The 18,507-nt window shown below is 72.1% G+C and carries 13 protein-coding genes and 1 pseudogene; 7 read left to right on the top strand and 7 right to left on the bottom strand.

The features are described from left to right. The 4 genes and pseudogenes from IT371_17155 to IT371_17140 form a co-directional block, all read left to right on the top strand. The coding region (locus IT371_17155; protein MCC6749395.1) for a nuclear transport factor 2 family protein at positions 1-302 on the top strand (302 nt) is incomplete at its 5' end. A 103-nt stretch (positions 303-405) separates the two neighbouring features. Beyond that, positions 406-1,152 carry a DsbA family protein gene (locus IT371_17150; protein MCC6749394.1) on the top strand — a complete coding sequence of 249 codons (747 nt, stop codon included), beginning with the start codon at positions 406-408 and terminating at the stop codon, positions 1,150-1,152. 463 nt (positions 1,153-1,615) lie between these two features. Beyond that, positions 1,616-2,152 (top strand): annotated as a pseudogene (locus IT371_17145) (transposase). Next, complete coding sequence (locus tag IT371_17140) at positions 2,067-5,417, top strand: hypothetical protein (protein ID MCC6749393.1); 3,351 nt, start codon at positions 2,067-2,069, stop codon at positions 5,415-5,417. The pseudogene IT371_17145 and the gene IT371_17140 overlap by 86 nt, the downstream one beginning before the upstream one ends. On the opposite strand, the gene IT371_17135 is transcribed toward IT371_17140, so the two are convergent. The 3 genes from IT371_17135 to IT371_17125 all read right to left on the bottom strand — a co-directional run bounded on the left by IT371_17135 (position 5,414) and on the right by IT371_17125 (position 8,781). Beyond that, entirely contained in the window at positions 5,414-6,358 is a 945-nt protein-coding gene (locus IT371_17135) for a hypothetical protein (protein MCC6749392.1), read from the bottom strand. The two genes, IT371_17140 and IT371_17135, sit on opposite strands and share 4 nt — an antisense overlap. Before the next feature lie 28 nt (positions 6,359-6,386). Continuing rightward, complete coding sequence (locus tag IT371_17130) at positions 6,387-7,697, bottom strand: UDP-glucose/GDP-mannose dehydrogenase family protein (protein ID MCC6749391.1); 1,311 nt, start codon at positions 7,695-7,697, stop codon at positions 6,387-6,389. 121 nt (positions 7,698-7,818) lie between these two features. Continuing rightward, positions 7,819-8,781 (bottom strand): diguanylate cyclase, encoded by a 963-nt coding sequence (locus IT371_17125; GenBank protein ID MCC6749390.1) that lies wholly within the window; start codon positions 8,779-8,781, stop codon positions 7,819-7,821. A gap of 65 nt (positions 8,782-8,846) precedes the next feature. On the opposite strand from IT371_17125, the gene IT371_17120 reads away from it, so the two are divergent. The 3 genes from IT371_17120 to IT371_17110 are packed head-to-tail and all read left to right on the top strand — an operon-like array spanning position 8,847 to position 11,470. Then, complete coding sequence (locus IT371_17120; protein ID MCC6749389.1) at positions 8,847-9,728, top strand: hypothetical protein; 882 nt, start codon at positions 8,847-8,849, stop codon at positions 9,726-9,728. After that, on the top strand, positions 9,725-10,498 hold the full coding sequence (locus IT371_17115) for a TlyA family RNA methyltransferase (GenBank protein ID MCC6749388.1): 774 nt from the start codon (positions 9,725-9,727) through the stop codon (positions 10,496-10,498). The genes IT371_17120 and IT371_17115 overlap by 4 nt, the downstream gene beginning before the upstream one ends. Positions 10,499-10,513: 15 nt before the next feature. Then, positions 10,514-11,470 carry a GDP-mannose 4,6-dehydratase gene (locus IT371_17110; protein ID MCC6749387.1) on the top strand — a complete coding sequence of 319 codons (957 nt, stop codon included), beginning with the start codon at positions 10,514-10,516 and terminating at the stop codon, positions 11,468-11,470. Between the two features lie 3 nt (positions 11,471-11,473). Here IT371_17110 and IT371_17105 read toward each other — a convergent pair whose 3' ends face one another. Genes IT371_17105 through IT371_17090 form a run of 4 tightly spaced genes read right to left on the bottom strand, consistent with a single transcriptional unit; the run spans position 11,474 to position 18,506 of the window. Beyond that, positions 11,474-13,387: a response regulator gene (locus IT371_17105; protein MCC6749386.1), complete on the bottom strand. Its 1,914-nt coding sequence runs from the start codon at positions 13,385-13,387 to the stop codon at positions 11,474-11,476. Further along, positions 13,384-14,964: a response regulator gene (locus IT371_17100; GenBank protein ID MCC6749385.1), complete on the bottom strand. Its 1,581-nt coding sequence runs from the start codon at positions 14,962-14,964 to the stop codon at positions 13,384-13,386. Before IT371_17100 ends, IT371_17105 begins: the two co-directional genes overlap by 4 nt. 3 nt (positions 14,965-14,967) lie before the next feature. Then, entirely contained in the window at positions 14,968-17,022 is a 2,055-nt protein-coding gene (locus IT371_17095) for a response regulator (GenBank protein ID MCC6749384.1), read from the bottom strand. Continuing rightward, positions 17,019-18,506 (bottom strand): CHASE3 domain-containing protein, encoded by a 1,488-nt coding sequence (locus tag IT371_17090; protein ID MCC6749383.1) that lies wholly within the window; start codon positions 18,504-18,506, stop codon positions 17,019-17,021. Before IT371_17090 ends, IT371_17095 begins: the two co-directional genes overlap by 4 nt. Between the last annotated feature and the right edge of the window lies 1 nt (position 18,507).

Here is an 18,507-nt window from a genome sequence, read left to right as displayed (position 1 = left end):
TCAACCGCAAGGACGTCGACGCGTTGCTCGCGCTCTACGCCGACGACGCCTTGCTCGTCGCAGACGGCACGGCCGAGGTCCCGAGGAGCGGCCTGCGCGCCGCGCTCGAGGGCTTCCTCGGCCTCCCCGGTCCCATCACCATGACGCTCCGACGCGCCGTCGTTCAGGGCGACATCGCGATCGTCTTCGCCGAGTGGACCCTGCCGAACGGTGTCGGCGGAACCACGTCGGACGTCGTGCGGCGCGAGCGTGATGGCGGGTGGCGCTACGTCATCGATGCGCCCTTCGGCGTCCGCTTCTAGCCAAACCCATCTCTCGGAGCTGACCATGAAGACCACCACCCTCAGGAATGAATCGATAGTCGCCTCGGATCTTGCCGGCGCGCAGCGAGCAGCGGCCCGCGCCGTGGAGTCGCTATGCGATGCCGAGACCGGCGTGTGCGAGCTGCCGGGCGCAGCAGCCCAGCGACACACGGAACCGCGCGCAGACAGCGCCATCGGCGAGGTGCTCTACGTTGGTGATCCGATGTGCTCCGCGTGCTGGGGCATCTCGCCCGCCCTTCGCCAGCTCGAGGCCGAGGCGTCCGTGCGGCGAATCCCCTTCCGCATCCTGGTGGGCGGGCTTCGCGCCGGCGGAGGCGACGCGTGGACCGATGAGTTCAGAGACTTCCTGCGCCATCACTGGGAGAAGATCGGCGCGCGCACGGGTCAGCCCTTTTCCACCCGCTTCCTCGACCGCGCCAGCTTCGACTACGACACGGAGCCCTCGTGCCGCGCGTTCGTCGTCCTGCGCGACATGCTGAGCGAAAGGGGTGGCGCGGCGACGGACGCGTACAAGGTCTTCGCCGCCATCCAGAAAAAATTCTACGCGGACGCTGAGGACCCGACTGTCGCGTCCTTCTACCGAAGCATCTGCGTGGCAAACGGACTCGACTTCTCGACCTTCGTGAGGCGGTTCGAGCACCCTGACGCGAAGAGAGCGACGGCCGTCGAGATTCAGGAGGTCAGGGCCCTGGGCGTGCGCGCGTTCCCGATTGTCCTCTACCGAGACGGAACGAGCACCAGCGTGCTTGCGGTTGGCTATACGACGGGAGCGAGGCTCGTTGACGCGCTCGACGCGGCCGCAACGGCGGCAACCTTGGCGCACCGCTGATCGGGCTGCTGGGATCTTATGCCTCGGTGGTGACAGAGAGCGTTCTGTTCAGAACTTCCATACAAGGTCGCGAACCCGAGATCGGACCGGCCTTTCTTGGCGCAAACATGCGTTACTACGCGCATTTAGGCCATCCCGCGTCAGCCGGTGCGTCGGTTTGAAGTTTCGCCCCACTTACTACTACCTAATTGCCTGTCTTGACACATTCTGCGGTCTGTGATCAACCGTGGCGGTGACACCGAACTAGCTGGAGCGGCTCGAGCGCGAGCTCGAAGCGTATGTGGAGTACCTCACCGGTGCGGGATGGGGAGACCGGAGCGTCAGCGGGCCATGGGCGACTACGTCCGGGGACTGCTGCTCGATGGCGAGCGATAGAGCGTCGTTCCGATGGCGGCTCGCCTGGCGGAAGACGTTTCGGACTTCGAGGGGCTGCGTCAGCGCTTGCAGCGTTGCGTGAAGAGCCTGGAAAGATGAAGAGCTCTATCGGCGCGTCGCCAGGAAGCTCGATGAGGAGCTGCCCGCCGTCGAGGCGTTCGTGCTGGATGACACCGGCTTCGCCAAGACAGGGATCTACTTGGTGGGGGTCGCTTGGCAGTACTCGGGGACGCTCGGGCGGGCGGATAACTGCCAAGTGGCGGTGAGCCTGCATTTGGCGGATGAGCGAGGCAGCGGGTGCATCGGCTTTCGCCTCTACCTAGTCGAGAACTGGGCAGATGACCGTGAGAGGTGTCGCGACGCTGACGTTCCCGACGACGTGGTCTACGAGCCGAAGTGGAAGCTCGCCCTGGGGACCATCGATCAGGCGCTCGGCTGGGGAGTGCGGCCCGCTGTGACGCTCGCCGACAGCGGCTACGGCGACACGACGGAGTTCCGCGACGGGCTCACGGAGCGCGGCCTCCTCTACAACTACAACGTTGCAGGTAAAGGCACGACGGTCGTCGACTGGCACCACCTCCTGCCACAAGAACGCCGCCTGCGCGAACACCTACGGCGGTCATAGCTGCGCCTGCAAGCCGGGCTACGCGGGGGACGGTCGCACCTCCTGCGAGGACGTGGACGAGTGCCTCGCGGCCACGCCGCCCTGCGACAAGAACGCGCTCTGCGTCAACTCCGTGGGCGGCTTCTCCTGCAGCTGCAAAGCGGGCTTCGCCGGCAGCGGCCTGACGTGCACAGATCGCGACGAGTGCGCCGAGGGCCTCGCCACCTGTGGCCGAGACGCCGTCTGCAGCAACACGCCGGGGAGCTACCGCTGCACCTGCAAGGCGGGCTTCGCGGGGGACGGCCAGACCTGCCAGGACGTGGACGAGTGCGCGGCCCACACCGACGGGTGCGATCCGCACGCGAGCTGCATCAACACCGTCGGCAGCCACCGCTGCGCGTGCCACACCGGCTACGCGGGCGACGGAAGAAGCTGCACCAGCTTGCCGGCACCGGCCAAGGCCATCGCCGCGGGGGGCGCGCACACCTGCGCCCTGCTCGCGAGCGGGTCGGTGCGCTGCTGGGGCTGGGGCTGGGGCATCTACGGCGAGCTCGGCTACGGCAACACCCGGGACGTGGGCGACGACGAGGCTCCGGCGAGCTCCGGCGACGTGCCCCTCGGCGGGTCGGCCGCGCAGCTGGCCCTCGGGCCGACGCACACCTGCGCCGTGCTCACCGACGGCAAGGTGCGCTGCTGGGGCCGCAACCGCTACGGAGCGCTCGGCTACGGGCACAGCCGGAGCGTGGGGGACGACGAGACCCCCGCCAGCCAGGGCGACGTGCCGCTGCCCGGTCAGGTCTCCCAGCTCGCCGCGGGCGGCGAACACACCTGCGCCTTGCTCGATTCGGGCAAGGTCCGCTGCTGGGGCCTCAACGTGGACGGACAGCTCGGCTACGCGCACACGAGCCCCGTCAACGCGCTCTACGCCGCGGAGGTCAGCGTGGGCGAGGCCGCTGCCGAGCTCGTGGCCGGGCGCGACCATACCTGCGCGCGACTCGCCACCGGCGCGGTGCGCTGCTGGGGACGAAGCGCCTGGGGACAGCTCGGCTACGGCAACCCGCGGAGCGTCGGGGACGACGAGCTCCCCTCGTCGGCGGGCGACGTGCCTCTCGGGGCAAGGGCCGTGGGCCTCGCGGCCGGGTGGTATCACACCTGCGCGATCCTGGACTCGGGACGGGTCCGCTGCTGGGGCTTCGGCGGCTTCGGGCAGCTCGGCACCGGCTCGACGGCGAACGTCGGCGACGACGAGCTCCCCACGGCCGTCGCCGCGGTGGACCTCGGCGAACCGGCGGTGCAGCTCGTGGCCGGCGCCTTCCACACCTGCGCGCTGCTCAAGAGCGGTGCCGTTCGCTGCTGGGGGCAAGCCACGCGCGGCCAGGTCGGCGTGGTGACCTGCGGCAACCTGGGGGACGACGAGCTGCCGACGACCGAGGCCCCCGTCTTTGTCGGCGGGGTGGTCGAGCGGCTGGCCGCGGGGTCGTTCCACACCTGCGCCCTCATCGCCGGAGGAACGGTCCGCTGCTGGGGCGTGGGGGAGTTCGGCCGCCTGGGCTACGCGAACACGCAGACGATCGGGGACGACGAGCTGCCGGGGAGCGCCGGGGACGTGCCGGTCACCCCCGACGTCAACGAGTGCAAGGGGACGCCGTCGCTCTGCTCCGCCGGTGCGCTCTGCATCAACACCCTGGGGAGCTACGTCTGCCAGTGTAAGCCCGGATTCGCGGGCGACGGCAAGAGCTGCACGGACCTTGACGAGTGCGCCAGCGGAACGCATCGCTGCGACGCGCACGCGACCTGCACCAACACCGGCGGCGGCTACGCGTGCCAGTGTAACTCGGGTTGGGTCGGCGACGGCACGCAGTGCGCTCTGAAAGACAACTGCGCCGCCGGGCACACCTGCTCACCAAACGCACTCTGCTCCAGCACGGCCAGCGGCTACACCTGCGCCTGCAAGCCCGGCTTCGTGGGCGACGGCAGGACCTGCGTGGACCTCGACGAGTGCGCCCTGGGGACCTCGGACTGCGACCCGCTCGCCGCCTGCACCAACACCGCGGGCGGATACGCGTGCGTCTGCCGCCCAGGCACCGTGGGCGACGGTCGCCGCTGCACGCCGGACGCGGTCAGATCCGTCGTCGCGGGAGGGACCCACACCTGCGCGCTCCTGGCGGGCGGCGTGAAGTGCTGGGGCATGGGGTACGTGGGACAGCTCGGCTACGGCAACCCGCTCGGCATCGGCAACACGAACACTCCCGCCTCGGTGGGGCTCGTGCCGGTCGGGGGCGAAGTCGTGGAGCTCGCGCTCGGCGGATCGCACACCTGTGCGCGCCTCGCCACGGGGGCGGTGCGCTGCTGGGGGTCGGGGGCGAGCGGGCAGCTCGGCTACGGCAACACCCGGAACGTCGGCGACGACGAGACTCCGGCCAGCGCGGGGGACGTGAACCTCGGCGGCACCGCGCTGCAGGTGGTCGCCGGCGGCAACCACACCTGCGCCCTGCTCGCCGGGGGGCAGGTCAAGTGCTGGGGCAACGGCCAGCGCGGCCAGCTCGGCTACGGCGATACCCGGAACCTCGGCGACGACGAGCTACCGAGCGCGGTAGGCTTCGTCGCCGTGGGGGCGAAGGTGACCCGGCTCTCGGCGGGGAACGAGCACACCTGCGCGCTGCTCGAGAGCGGCGCGGTGCGCTGCTGGGGCAACAGGAGCTTCGGCCGCCTGGGCTACGGCAACACGACCAGCATCGGCGACGACGAGGCTCCGGCCGTGGCGGGGGACGTGGTCCTCGGCGGCAAGGCCGTGCAGCTCGCTGCCGGCCACGCGCATACCTGCGCGCTGCTGGACAGCGGGGAGGTCCGCTGCTGGGGTCAGGGGCAGACGGGACGCCTCGGCTACGGCAATAGCGCGAACCTCGGCGACGACGAGCTGCCGGCGGTCGCGGGCGCCGTGCCCCTCGGGGGCAGGGCTCGGCGCATCAGCGCCAGCTTCCATACCTGCGCGCTGCTCGAGGGTGGTGGCGTCAGGTGCTGGGGGCAGAGCATCGACGGACGGCTCGGTTACGGAAACACGCTGGCCATCGGCGACGACGAGTTCCCCTCGAGCGTGGGGCTCGTGTCGCTCGGGGACAAGGCCCTCGAGGTCTCCGCCGGGGTCATGCACACCTGCGCCCTGCTCGAGCGGGGCGAGGTGCGCTGCTGGGGGTCGGGGGCGTACGGTCAGCTCGGCTACGGCAACGGGGAGAACATCGGCGACGACGAGGAGCCGGTGGTGGCGGGCGGCGTCCCGCTTCACTAAGGCAGGACGTGCTTGCTCACCCACTCCCAGGCCTTGACCGGGTAGTCGGGGTCGATCGAGTGGCCGTACTTGCCGCCGTTGACCATGTCGAAGGCCGTCGTGGTGTGCCCGTACTTCTGCAGCACCTGGAGCATGTCCGCGCCGTACTGCACGGGCACGATCTGATCCTGCCCGTTGTGCGCCACGGAGAAGGGGATCTTGCGCTTGGCCACCTTGGCCAGCTTGTCGTACTCCGAACAGGAGTTGCCGTAGATGTCCTTGGCCGAGATGCAGCCCCCCGACCAGACCATCACCGCCGCGTAGAGGGTGGACTCCATGAGCCCCATCCCCTGCACGAAGTAGCCGCCGCCGCTGTGCCCGCTCAAATAGATGCGCTGGAGGTCCAGGTTGTACTGCTTGCCCAGGCTCTCCACGAGGGCCTTCAGGAACGGACCTTCGGACTCCTCGCGGAAGCAGGCGTACGGCTCCTTGGGGTTCAGCTCGGGGCAGGGCAGCCCCTCCGGGGCCACCGCGATGAAGCCCTTGGCGTCCGCCACCGGACCCCAGACGTACTTGATCTCGTCCAGCACCTCGGCGGGCGGGGGACGCCAGCCGTGGAAGTGCAGGATCAGCGGCACGCCCTTCTTCTCGCTGTAGCCCGACGGCACATACACGGCGATGAGCCGCTTGTTCCCACCGAAGTCCATGTTGAACTCGTAGGAGCCGGTCTTGCCGCCCTTGCCGCCGGTCCACTTGCCGGTCGCGCCCGCGTCCCCCTTCACCGCCCCGTCCCCGCGCGCGCCGTCGCTCTTCGCTGCGCCGTCGGTCGTGGCCGGCTTCCCGTCGGAGCTCGTCCCCCCGTCAGCGCCGGAGCCGCCGCTGCTCGAGCACCCCGCGAGCGCGAGGCCCGCAGCGAGCCCCGCACACCGCACCCACGTCCCGCACCTGCTGAAGATCGTCATGTCGCCCTGGCCTCGCCTTCTTGAGAAGCTACTTCTGCCCGATGCCCACGTAGCGGAATCCGAGCCCACGCACCATCTCCGCGTCCCAGATGTTCCGGCCGTCGTAGAGGCTCGGAGTGCGCATCATCGACTTCACCCGCCGGAAGTCCGGACGCCTATAGGCGGGCCACTCGGTGACGAGGAGCAGGGCGTCCGCCCCGAGCGCCGCGTCGTAGTTGCTGTCGCAGTAGATCACGCGGTTCGACGGAGGCAGGTCGGCCGCGAAGGTCTGGCGCGCGACCGGATCGTGCAGCCGCACCGTGGCCCCCGCGTCGAGGAGGAGCTTGCAGATCGTCCGCGCCGGCGCCTCGCGCACGTCGTCCGTCTGCGGCTTGAAGGCCAGCCCCCAGAGCGCGACCACCTTCCCGTCGGCCTTGCCGCCCAGCTCGGCGAGCACCAGCTCGGCGAGGAGCCGCTTCTGGCGCTCGTTGGCCGCCTCCACCGACTTGAGGATGTTCAGGCTCGCGCCGTGCTCCTCGGCCGTCGAGATGATGGCCTTCACGTCCTTCGGGAAGCACGAGCCGCCGTAGCCCACCCCCGGAAAGAGGAACTTGGGCCCGATGCGCTCGTCCCAGGCCATCCCCAGGCGCACCCGGTTCACGTCCGCCCCCACCTTGCTGCAGAGCGCGGCCATCTCGTTCATGAACGAGATGCGCGTGGCCAGCATCGCGTTGCAGGCGTACTTGGTCACCTCGGCGCTCCGCGCGTCCATGGTCAGGATGCGGTCCTTGGTGCGCACGAAGGGCGAGTAGAGGTACTGCATGAGCTTCAGCGCGCGCTCGTCGTCGCAGCCGAGGACCACGCGGTCGGGCTTCATAAAGTCGGCGATGGCGTCCCCTTCCTTGAGGAACTCGGGGTTCGAGACCACCGCGAAGTCCTTGCCGGGGCCGTTCTCGCGCAGGAGCTGCAGCACGCGGTCGGCGGTCCCGACGGGCACCGTGCTCTTGTCCACCACCACGGTGAACCCCGTCGCGTGCTTGCCGATGGTACGCGCGACGTCCCAGACGTGCGAGAGGTCGGCGGACCCGTCCGCCTTCGGCGGCGTCCCGACGGCGACGAAGATCACCTCCACGTCGGAGACCGCCGCGGCCACGTCGGTCGTGAAGCGCAGGCGCCCCTCGGCCACGTTGCGACGCACGAGCGGCTCGAGCCCCGGCTCGTAGATCGGGATGATGCCGTCGTTCAGCCGCTGGATCTTGCCCTGATCCACGTCCGCGCAGATCACGTCGCTGCCGAACTCCGCGAAGCCCGCCCCCGCCACCAGCCCGACGTACCCAGTGCCAACCACACAGATTCTCATGTGCCGTTCTCCTCGTGGGGGAGTGCCTACCGCAGAGCGCGCGGAGGCGCAAGTGCCCGGTGAGGTGCCGGCGGGGCCCCTCCCGTTCAGCCGGCAAAGGGCCAGGAAGCCGCTGGATGGGTCAGCCGGAGACGCGGTTCCGGCCGGCTGCCTTGGCGCGGTAGAGGGCGGCGTCGGCCTGGCGCAAAAGCTCCTCGGCCGCGGTGAGCTGGGGGGTCAGCTCGGCCACACCGATGCTCAGGGTGGCCGAGACGGTCGTCCCGTCCACCACGAAGCGGGAGGCCGCCACCTCGGCCCGGATCTCCTCGCCCACGGCCAGGGCCTGCGCGAGCCCCGCGCCGGGCAGGTAGGCCGAGAACTCATCGCCCCCGAAGCGGCAGGCCTCCCCCCGCCCCGCGAGCACGCGCGAGAGGAGCTCGCCCACCTGGCGGATCGTGCCGGCCCCGACGTGGTGCCCGTGCCGGTCGTTGATCCCCTTCAGGTTGTCCATGTCCATCATGAGCGCCGCGAGCTGGCCCCCCGCGGCCCGCGCCGCCCGCAGCGCCTCGGCCATCGCCGCGTCGAAGCGCGGCTTGGAGACGAGCCCCGTGAGATGGTCGGTCCCCACCTGCCGATTCAGCTCGCTGAAGAAGGTCGCCTCGGTCTCGTCCACCAGGTTGAAGCGAATCACCGTCTGACCGAGGAGGATCTGGTCCCCGTCGCGCAGGGTCTGCACCCCCTGCAGCGGCACGTCGTTCAGCCGGGTGCCGTTCGTCGAGCCCAGGTCGCGCACGGTGTAGAGGTCCCCGTCGCGTCGCACCTCGGCGTGGCGACGCGAGGTCCCCACGTCCCGCAGGAGGATGCCGGGGGCGTCCCGACCGATGACCACCTCCCCCTCCACCACCAGGTGCATCCCCACGTCGGCGGGGGTTCCGGCAATCACGACCAGCGAGCCGCGCCGCTGGTGCTGCTGGCGAAGCCGAGACACGTCGTCGGTCGAGAGCCGCAGGGTCTGGTTGGCGGGATGCAGGGGCACGACGGGCTTGGGCGGCTCCGGGGCGCCTTCGCCCGGTCCGCCACCGCCCTGCCGTCGATCGTTGCTCACGCGTTCCAGATAGCATCCGTCCCACCGGGGGGTCAACCTCGGTTGCCACCCCCTCGGTTGCCACCATGGTGGCGCGCGTGTACGGTGCCGGCGTGCTCCGCGTCGCTGTGCTCACCGTCGCTGCGCTGCTCTGCGCCGGCCCCTGGTCGGTCGCCCGAGCCGACCACCCGCTGGCGCGGCTGGAGCTAGGCCTCGCGACGGGGCTCTACCGGCTCCAGGCCGGACAGGATCTGGGCGACAGCGCCCAGCTCGTCGAGCTGCGCAAGGGCACCCTCGGCACCCTCTTCGCCACCTTCGACCTGCGCGCCGACTACTACGTCGCGCGCTGGTTCAGCCTCGGGGCGCTCGTCAGCCTCGCCCCGGGACGGCTCGGCGAGCGCGCCGCGCTGCTCGTCGGCTATCGGGCAGAAGCCCTCCTGCACCTGCCCTGGCGCCATCCCGTCGTCCCCTTCGCCGGCGCGACGGGGGGTGGGATGAGCCTGCTCAGTCCCGCGTCGGTGCTCGGGCGCGATACCGACCCGGCCGTCGGCTGGACGGTGGGGCTCAAGGTGCGCCTCGCGCCGCGCTGGCGGCTCCGCTTCGACGTCACGCAGCTCTTCACCGACGCGCAGGTCACCGGGAGCGTGGCGCAGAACCTCTCGTTCACCGTGGGGGTCGGGCTGCTCGTGCGCGCCCCCGCGCTGCCTCCGCCCCCTAGCGCCGATCCCCTCGACGCCGACGGTGACGGGCTCGTGGACGCGCTCGACCGCTGTCCGCACGCGGCGGAGGACCCCGACGGCTTTCAGGACCACGACGGCTGTCCGGACCCCGACGACGACCTCGACGGCCTCCCGGATGGCGACGACGACTGCCCGAACGCGGCCGGGCCACGGCCGAGTGGCTGCCCGGCCCCGCGCGGCGCTCCGAGCGCCTCGCCTTCGCCGCCCGCCCGCGGACGCGCCCCATGAAGGGCACGCGCCTCGACCAGCGCTGCGTGGAGCTCGGCCTCACGCCGAGCCGCGAACAGGCGCGCGCGCTGATCCTCGCCGGCCAGGTCCTGGTGGACGAGCAGCCCGTCACCAAGGCCGGCGCCGCGGTCTCGGCGACGGCCGTCGTGCGCCTCCGCGGCGAAGCCCTGCCCTACGTCTCGCGCGGCGGACTGAAGCTGGCCGCCGCCCTCGACCACTTCAGCCTCGACGTGGCGGGGCTCGTGGCGCTGGACGTCGGCGCCTCCACGGGCGGGTTCACCGATTGCCTCCTACAGCGCGGCGCCCGGCACGTGATCGCCGTGGACGTGGGCTACGGCCAGCTGGCCTGGAAGCTGCGCCAGGACCCGCGCGTGACCTGCCTCGAGCGCGTGAACGCCCGCCACCTCGAGGCCGAGGCGCTCCGCGCCGCGCTGCGCGACGAGTCGGCATGGCCCCCCGAGCTGGCGGTGATCGACGTCTCGTTCATCTCGCTGACCCTCGTCCTCCCGGCGGTCGAGCGCGTGCTCGGCCCGGATCGGCCGATCCTCGCGCTGGTGAAACCGCAGTTCGAGGCGGGACGGGGTCAGGTCGGCAAGGGAGGCGTGGTGCGCGACGAGACCGTACGCCAGGGCGCGATCCGGAAAGTCGTGGACTGGGCCGTCGCCGCACGGTACACCGTCGTCGGTGGTCTGGACTCCCCGTGGCCCGGACCCAGCGGCAACGTGGAGCACCTCGCGCTCTTCCGCACGCCGCCCGACACGACGAGCTGAGGTTTCGCCTTCACCATGCGCGTCCTGGTCACCGGCGCCGCCGGCTTCATCGGCTCCTCGGTCTCCCAGCGGCTCCTCGAGCGAGGCGACGCGGTGGTCGGGCTCGACAACCTGGATCCCTTCTACGACCCGGCGCTGAAGCGCGCCAACCTGGCGGCCCTGGCGCAGCTCCCCGGCTTCGCCTTTCGCGAGGGCGACATCCTCGACGGCGCGCTGCTCGACGAGGTCCTCGCGCCCGGGATCGACCGGGTGGTGCACCTCGCCGCGCTCGCCGGGGTGCGCCCCTCCATCGCCGCCCCCGAGCGCTACATGCGGGTGAACGTCGAGGGGACCACGCGCGTGCTCGAGGCCTGCCGGCGACACGGCGTGCGGCACCTCGTCGTGGCCTCGTCCTCGTCGGTCTACGGCGCCCGCTCGCGCACCCCGTTTTCCGAGGAGGACGCGTGCGACCGGCCCGCCTCGCCCTACGCGGCGAGCAAGCGCGCGACCGAGCTCGTCTGCGCCACCTTCCACGAGCTTCACGGCCTCGGCGTGAGCTGCCTGCGCTACTTCACTGTCTTCGGCCCCCGCCAGCGCCCCGAGATGGCGATCCACGCCTTCGTGAGGAAGGCGCTGGCCGGCGAGTCGATCCCCCGCTTCGGGGACGGCAGCACCGGCCGCGACTACACCTTCATCGACGACATCGTGGCCGGCACGATCGCCGCGCTCGACCGGCAAGACGGCGCCTTTCGCATTTACAACCTGGGCCGCTCGACCCCCGTCCTCCTGCGCGAGCTCATCGACGCCGTGGGCCGCGCCACCGGCACCGCCCCCCGCATCGAGGTGCTCCCCGACCAGCCCGGCGACGTGCCGATCACCTGTGCCGACACCTCGCGCGCCGAGGCCGAGCTCGGCTACCGGCCGCAGGTTTCGCTCGACGAGGGCCTGGCGCGCTTCGTGGCGTGGATTCGAACGCCAACGCGCGCCGGCTGAGGCCTACCCGCGCACCCGCTCCGCCACCAGCCGCTGGAGCAGCGGCAGGTCGAAGGGCTTGTCCACCTGCGCGTTGCCCACCTGCTGCAGAAACGCCCGGGCCGTCTGGGTCGTGGTCCCCCCGCTCATGAAGATCGTGCGCTCTGCCGCGTCGGAAGCCGTGCGCGCGAGCTCCGCGTGGAACTGCATGCCGGTCATCTCGGGCATCATCAGGTCGCAGAGGATGACGTCGAACCGCGCCCCCGAGGCCAGGAGCTCGAGCGCTTCTCGCGCGGAGGTGAGGCCTACCACCTCGTGCTGGCGGCCGAGGTAGCGCCGCATGACCGAGAGGATCACCGGCTCGTCGTCCACCACCAGGATCCGCCCCCGTCGGGCCGTTTCCCGAGGCTCGGGCGTCGGCGGAGCCGCCACGGCCGCCACAGCCACGGCGGGCTGGAGCGCCACGCGCACGGTGGTCCCTCGTCCCTCCTGGCTCTCGACCGCGATCTCGCCGCCGAGGGCGCTCACGATGCGCTGGCAGATGTAGAGCCCGAGCCCCGTGCCGACCCCCACGGGCTTGGTGGTGTAGAAGGGGGTGAATATCCGGTCCAGCACCTCCTGCGACATCCCCGCCCCGTCGTCCCGCACCGTCACCACCACGCGCCCCTGCCCGTCCAGCCCGGTGCCGAGCGTGATCGCCAGGCTTCGCGTCGCGTCCTCGGGGAGCGCCTGGGTGGCGTTCACGATCAGGTTGAGGAAAACCTGTCCCAGACGCCCGGCGTTCCCCCCCACGGCCGGGACCTTGCGGTACTCCCGCACCACGTGGGCCCGGTGTCGAAGCTCGCTCCAGGCCACGCGCAGAGTGGACTCCAGCACCTCGACCACGTCCACCGGCCCCCGCTCGTCCTCCTCCGCCCGCGAGAAGACGCGCAGGTCGCGCACGATCTGCCGCATGCGCTCCGCCGCGTCCCGGGCGTCCCGGAGCTCGTCCACGAGCTCGGCCGCGTCGGTCGTGAGCGCCGAGGAGGGGCCGAGCCGCTGCAGCGCCTGCTGGGCCAGGTCCAGGTTCCCGACCACCGCCGCGAGGGGCGTGTTCAGCTCGTGCGCCACCCCCGCCGCGAGGATCCCCACGCTGGCCATACGATCGGCGGTCATGAGCTGGGCCTGGAGGTTCCGCTGCTCGGTCACGTCGGTGACCATCGCCAGCCCCCCCACGAACTCCCCGGCCTCGTCCAGGATGCGCGAGATCGAGAGCGAGGCCCAGAAGGTGCCCCCGTCGGCGCGCCGGTACTTGAAGTCGCACGGAGCGAGCTCGGTGCCGAGGTCCAGGTGAAGCTGCCGTCGCGCGACCTGCTTCCACGCGTCGTCGAGGTAGTCGAAGATGCTCGTGCCGAGCATCGCCTCGGCGGTCGTTCCCAGCATCGCCGCCAGCCGGCGGTTCACGAAGGTGGTGCAGAGCTCGCGGTCCACCACCCAGACCCCCTCCTGCGCCGTCTCCACGATGCGCCGGTAGCGGGCCTCGCTCGCGCGCAGCGCCTCCTCGGCCAGCCGCCGTTCGGCCCGCATCTGCGCCTCCCGCAGCTCCCGCTCGATCGCCGGACCGAGGCGCGCGAGCCGCCCCTTGACCAGGAAGTCGTGCGCCCCGGCCTTCAGCGCGTCGACCGCGGACTCCTCGCCCACCGCCCCCGAGATGAGGAGGAACGGGAGGTCCTGCCCGCTCTCCTTGAGCAGGGCGAGGGCCTCGAGCGGAGAGAAGCCGGGGAGGTGGTAGTCGGCGAGGACGAGCTCCCAGCCCCCCCGGGCGAGCGCCTTCCGGAGCCCCGCGGCCGTCTCCACGCGCTCGTGGGTCACGGCGTAGCCGCACCGGGCGAGCTCGCGCAGCAGGAGCAGGACGTCGTCCTCGCTGTCCTCGATGAACAGGGCACGCAGTGGTCTCATATAGAACCCCCATTCTTTAACGCTACGTTCGAAGCTCCCGTTCTAGAAGGCATCGTCCAATAGAACGTGGCCCCCTGCCCCGGCCTGGCCTCGGCCCAGATCCGCCCGCCGTGCCGCTCCACGATGCGCTGCACGGTGGCGAGCCCCACGCCGCTCCCCGGGTACTCCGCGGCGCTGTGCAGCCGCTGAAAGGGGCCGAAGAGGTGGGTGGCGTAGGCTGGATCGAACCCGGCGCCGTTGTCCCGCACGAAGAAGCACGTCCCCGCGTCGTGCGGCTCGACCCCGAGCGCGATGCGCGCCTCCGCGGTGCGTCGGGTGAACTTCCAGGCGTTGCCGAGGAGGTTCTCGAGGATCACGCGCGTGAGCCGCGGGTCCGCGTCCGCTTCGAGCCCCTCCTGCAGCTGGAACGCGACCTGCCGCCCGGGTTCGCTTCGCGCCAGCTCCTCCGCCACCGCGCGGGCCAGCGCGGTCAGGTCCACGCGCTCGCGCACGAGCGCGGCCTGCCCCACGTGCGAAAGTTCGAGCAGGGCGTCGATGAGGAGGCCCCCCTGCTGGGCTGCCCTGCGAATGCGACGCAGGTAGTCCTGGCCCTTCTCATCCAGGCTCGCCGCGTGGTCCTCGAGGAGCGCCACCGCGAACCCCTCCACGTGCCGGAGGGGGGCCCGCAGGTCGTGCGAGACCGAGTAGGTGAAAGCCTCGAGCTCCCGGTTCTTCCGCTCGACGTCGCGCAGTAGCTCGGCCCGCGCCTCGGCGAGCTCGCGGGCGGCGCGCGCCTGCGTGGCCTCGAGCTCCGCGCGCAGCAGGCGCTCCCCGAGGAGCCTCCGCTCGAGCTCCAGGCGTCTCCGCCGGAGCTGCGCTCTCAGCCGCGAGAGGATGACCTCCAGGTCGGCCGCCTTGGCCACGTAGTCGTCGGCGCCGGCGGAGAGCCCCTTCACGAGGGCGCCGCGATCCTCGAGCGCCGTGAGCAGGACGAGCGGGATGTCGCGCCAGCGCGCGCTGCCCTTGATGCGCCGGCAGGTCTCCTCGCCGCCCAGGCCCGGCATGAGGACATCGAGCAGAATGCAGTCGACGGGTCGCTGCGCCAGCACCTCGAGCGCCTCCTCTCCGGAGGCGGCGGTGGCAACCTCGTAGCCCTCCTCGCGCAGCGCAGCCGAGAGCTCCTCACGGTAGGTCAGGCTGTCGTCCACGGCGAGCACGGTCTCGGCGTAGGCCGGACGACGCGAGAGCAACGCCCGCGCGCGCTCGGCCACGGCCTCTCTGTCGTAGGCCTCCGTGAAGAGGTCGTCGGTCTCGAGGAGCACCGCGCGGCAGAGGGGCGCCGGTCGCTCGCAGAGGAGCAGCAGGCAGGGGCGCGGAGCCGCGGGGGTCCGCTCGAGCCTCGCGATCCATTCGGCCAGCTCACGCTCCTCGTCCTGCGGCCCGAGGATGGCGAGGTCCGGCGGGCCACCCAGGATGCGGCGCTGCGCCTCCTCGAGCGTCGTCGCGTGCTGGAGTTCGTAGCCCGCCCCCTCGAACCCGAGGGCCAGGTCCATCCGCAGGGTCAGGCTCGGGTGCACGAGCAGGATGGCGACAGGCACGGGTCAGCTCCCGATCAGGCTGCGGATGGTGGCCAGGAGGCGGCCCTGGTCGAACTCGCTCTTGACCATGTAGGCCCGCGCCCCGGCGGCCTCGCCCCGCTCGCGGTCCTCGGGCGCATCGCGCGAGGTGACGAGGATGGCGGGGATGCCACGGAAGGCCGGGTCGTCGCGCAGCCGCTCGACGAGGGCGAAGCCGTCCATCCCCGGCATCTCCACGTCCACCAGGCAGAGCCCGTAGCTGCGCCGACGCAGGCGCTGAAGGGCCTCCTCCCCGGAGGTGGCGAGGTCCACCTCGTAGCCCGCGGCCTCGAGAATGCTCTGCTCGAGCATGCGCGTGGTGAGCGAGTCGTCCACCACGAGGATCGGCGGTGGAGCAACGGGGGCCGCGGCCGGCTCCTCGCGCCGACGTCCGGCACGCAGGATCCCCTGCGGGTCGAGGACGAGCTGGGGCGTCCCCTCCGCGTCGATCCAGACGCCAGCCACGACCGGGTCGGCCGGCGTGAGCGGCGGCAGCGGGCGGACCACCACGTCGCTCGGACCGACGAGGCGGTCGATGCCGAGCGCGAGCCGGGCGCCGCTCGCGGCGAGGATGAGCGCCAAACGAGCCTCCCCGTGCTGCGGGCGCACCGAAGGCGCCCCGAGGAGGCCGGCCAGAGAAACGAAGGGGATCGTCCGGCCGTCGTGAGCGGTCGTCGGTCCGTCGGGGCCGTCGGCGAGCTCCCCCCGCCCGAGGCGCCGCAGCTCGCGCACCGCCTCGAGCGGCACGGCGACCTGCTGGCTGGCCGCCTCCACCACCAGCACGTCCTGCGACGAGAGCGTCACGGGCACGACCAGCTCGACCGTCGTGCCGAGACCGGCGTGCGTCCGCACGCTCACGATCCCGCCCAGGCGCGCCGCCGCGTCCCGGATGACGTCCACGCCCAGGCCGCGCCCCGCGAGCTCGCTCACCGAGGCGCTGGTGGTCAAGCCCCCCTTGAGCAGGAGCTGCAGGAGCTCGTCCGGCCCGAGGGCCTGCGCCTCCTCCGGGGGCACGCCGCGGGTCCGGACCTCGTCGCGGAGCGCGTCCAGGTTCACCCCGCCGCCGTCGTCCTGGCAGACGAAGGCCACGCGGTGGCCGCGCCGGAGAACCCGCAGCTCTACCCGCCCCTCGGGGCTCTTGCCCGCCGCCACGCGGCGCCCGGGGACCTCGATGCCGTGCACGACCGCGTTGCGCACGAGCTGCACGAGCGCGCTCTGAACCACGCCGAGCACGTGGGCGTCGAGCCGCGTCTCGCCCCCCCGCGTCTCGAGCGCCACCCGCTTGCCCTGCGCGTGCGCGGCGTCGCGCGTGGCCCGCTCGAGCGCGGCGAAGGTGGCGCCGGCCGGGAGCAGCCGCAGGCGCTCGGCCCCGTCCCAGGCGTCGCGGAGCTCGCGCTCCAGACGGTGCAGCCCCTCGCCGCAGGCGGGTCCCGTCTCGGCCAACCCGGCCACGAGCTCGTCGAGAAGCGGGCGCGTGCGCGCGACGAGCGCCTCGCTCGAGGACGGAGCGCCCCCCCCGTTGCGCCCCCCCCGCGCGAGCTGCTCGACGGCGAGGCGCCCGAGCTGACGCGCGCGCTCCAGCCGGGCGACCTCGCCCCGCAGAGCCCGAAGCTGCACCGACGCCTCGGCCAGACTCCCGAGCAGGGTATCCAGCTCCTCGAGGTCCACGCGCACCGCCCGGAAGGGGGCGGAGGGCGCGATGGCGAGCTCGGCACTCGCGGAGCCCTTGGTCGCCTCGAGCGCGGCGAGCTGGGCCGCCAGGCGGTCGAGGATCGCGAGCAGGACGTCGACGGCCTCCCGGCCGAGCGGCGCCTCGGCGTCGCGGTGCGAGACGAGCGCCTCTTCGAGGGCGTGCGCGAGCTCCGCGATCCCCCCCTGGCGCACGACCCGCGCGGCCCCCTTCAGCGTGTGCGCGAAGCGAAGGAGCTGCGGCACCCCCTCCCGCGGGGGACGCTGCTCGAGGCGCAGGACCCCCGCCCCGAGCTGCTCGAGGAGCTCCCGGGCCTCGACGCGGAAGTACCTGTAGAGGTCCTCCCTCATGTCCCCGAGGGGGCGCCGGGCGCGTCGGACCGGATGATCCGCTGGAGCCCACGCGCTAGCCCGGTCAGGTGTCCGACGGTCTGGAGCGTCTGGTCGGCGCTCACCCGCGTCTCCTCGGTGGCCTGGGCCACGCTCGTGATCGCCGCGCTGAGCTGCTCCACCGCGACGGTCTGCTGCCGCGTGGAGAGCTCGATCTCCTTCGCCGCGTCGGTGGTGGTCGCGACGAGGTCGTTAATCTGGCCGAACGCGCTCGAGACCTCCGCAAACTGCCGGGCCCCCGCCTCGACCGCCTTCGCCCCCCCCTCGGTGGCCATGACGGTCACGTTGACCGCGCCCCGCACGTCCTCGATCAGCCCGCGAACCTCCTTGGCCGAGCGGCCGACGCGGTCGGCCAGCTTGCGAATCTCGTCGGCCACCACGGCGAAGCGGCGCCCGGCCTCTCCCGCCCCCGCGGCCTCGATGGTGGCGTTGATCGCCAGGATGTCGGTCTGCTCGGCCAGCTCGGAGACGATCTCCAGCACGGCTCCGATCTGTTGCGAGCGCTTGCCGAGCTCCAGCATGTGGCTCACCACCAGGTCCACCTGCCGGCGGATCGCGCCCAGGGACTCGCTCGAGTGCTCCACGGTGCGCCCGCCCGCGAGCGCCGCCTTCGAGGTATCGGACGCGATCTGCGCCACGCGCTGCGCGCTCTCGGCGATCTGGCGCGCGGCGGTGAGGAGCTCGGTCACGGTGGTGGCGATCTCGGCGGTCGCGCCCGCCTGCTCCTTGACCCCCTGGGCCTGCTGGTTGGCCGCGGCCTGAAGCTCCACCGAGGAGCTCTGCACCTGGCTCACCGCGCCGCCGATCTGGCGCGAGAGGCCGCGAGAGAGGGTCCAGGTCAGGACGAACGCGAGGAGGAGCGCCCCGAGCCCGAGACCGATCACGAGGCGCACGGCGCTGGCCGCGGCGGCGCTGGCGCGGTCGCGGGACTCGGAGACGCGCGCCTCCTGCATCGCTACGTAGCTCGCGAGCTGCCGGTCGAGCGCGGCGCGCCGCGGAAGGACCTGCGTGTCGAAGGCGCGCGCGAGCTCTTCCGCGGAGCTGCCCTTGCGCCGGAGGTCAAAGAGGCGCAGGACCGCCTCCTCGTGGGTCCGCTCGGCGGTCTCGATGGCCTCGACGAGCCGCAGTCCCTCGGGGCGATGCCGCAGGGCGCGAAGCCTCTGCAGGCTGGAGGCGAGATGGTCTCGCGCCTCGCGGTGCTCGTCGACGAAGCGCTCCTGACCGAGGAGCAGGTAGGCGCGAACCGCGGTCACCTTGCGCTCCGCCGCGGACTCGAGCTTCCGGGCCTCGAGGAGCTTCTGGGCGGTGACGTTGATCACGTCGTCCTTCTCGGCGATCGCCCTCTGGAGGGCGTACACCGCGACGCCGGCGAGCAGGGCGACGAGCAGGGCCGTGGCGGCGAAGCCGGCTCCGATCTTCTGGCCGAAGGTCCAGTGCTGGGACATG

It is taken from the genome of Deltaproteobacteria bacterium (assembly GCA_020848905.1).
Taxonomy (GTDB): domain Bacteria; phylum Myxococcota_A; class Polyangia.
This window is presented reverse-complemented; position numbering and strand designations above follow the sequence as displayed.

Excerpts from the sequence above, each read along its gene's own strand:
- IT371_17135 (MCC6749392.1), bottom strand. The coding sequence starts at position 6,358 with ATGACGATCTTCAGCAGGTGCGGGACGTGGGTGCGGTGTGCGGGGCTC.
- IT371_17130 (MCC6749391.1), bottom strand. The coding sequence starts at position 7,697 with ATGAGAATCTGTGTGGTTGGCACTGGGTACGTCGGGCTGGTGGCGGGG.
- IT371_17120 (MCC6749389.1), top strand. The coding sequence starts at position 8,847 with ATGGTGGCGCGCGTGTACGGTGCCGGCGTGCTCCGCGTCGCTGTGCTC.
- IT371_17115 (MCC6749388.1), top strand. The coding sequence starts at position 9,725 with ATGAAGGGCACGCGCCTCGACCAGCGCTGCGTGGAGCTCGGCCTCACG.
- IT371_17110 (MCC6749387.1), top strand. The coding sequence starts at position 10,514 with ATGCGCGTCCTGGTCACCGGCGCCGCCGGCTTCATCGGCTCCTCGGTC.
- IT371_17105 (MCC6749386.1), bottom strand. The coding sequence starts at position 13,387 with ATGAGACCACTGCGTGCCCTGTTCATCGAGGACAGCGAGGACGACGTC.
- IT371_17095 (MCC6749384.1), bottom strand. The coding sequence starts at position 17,022 with ATGAGGGAGGACCTCTACAGGTACTTCCGCGTCGAGGCCCGGGAGCTC.
- IT371_17090 (MCC6749383.1), bottom strand. The coding sequence starts at position 18,506 with ATGTCCCAGCACTGGACCTTCGGCCAGAAGATCGGAGCCGGCTTCGCC.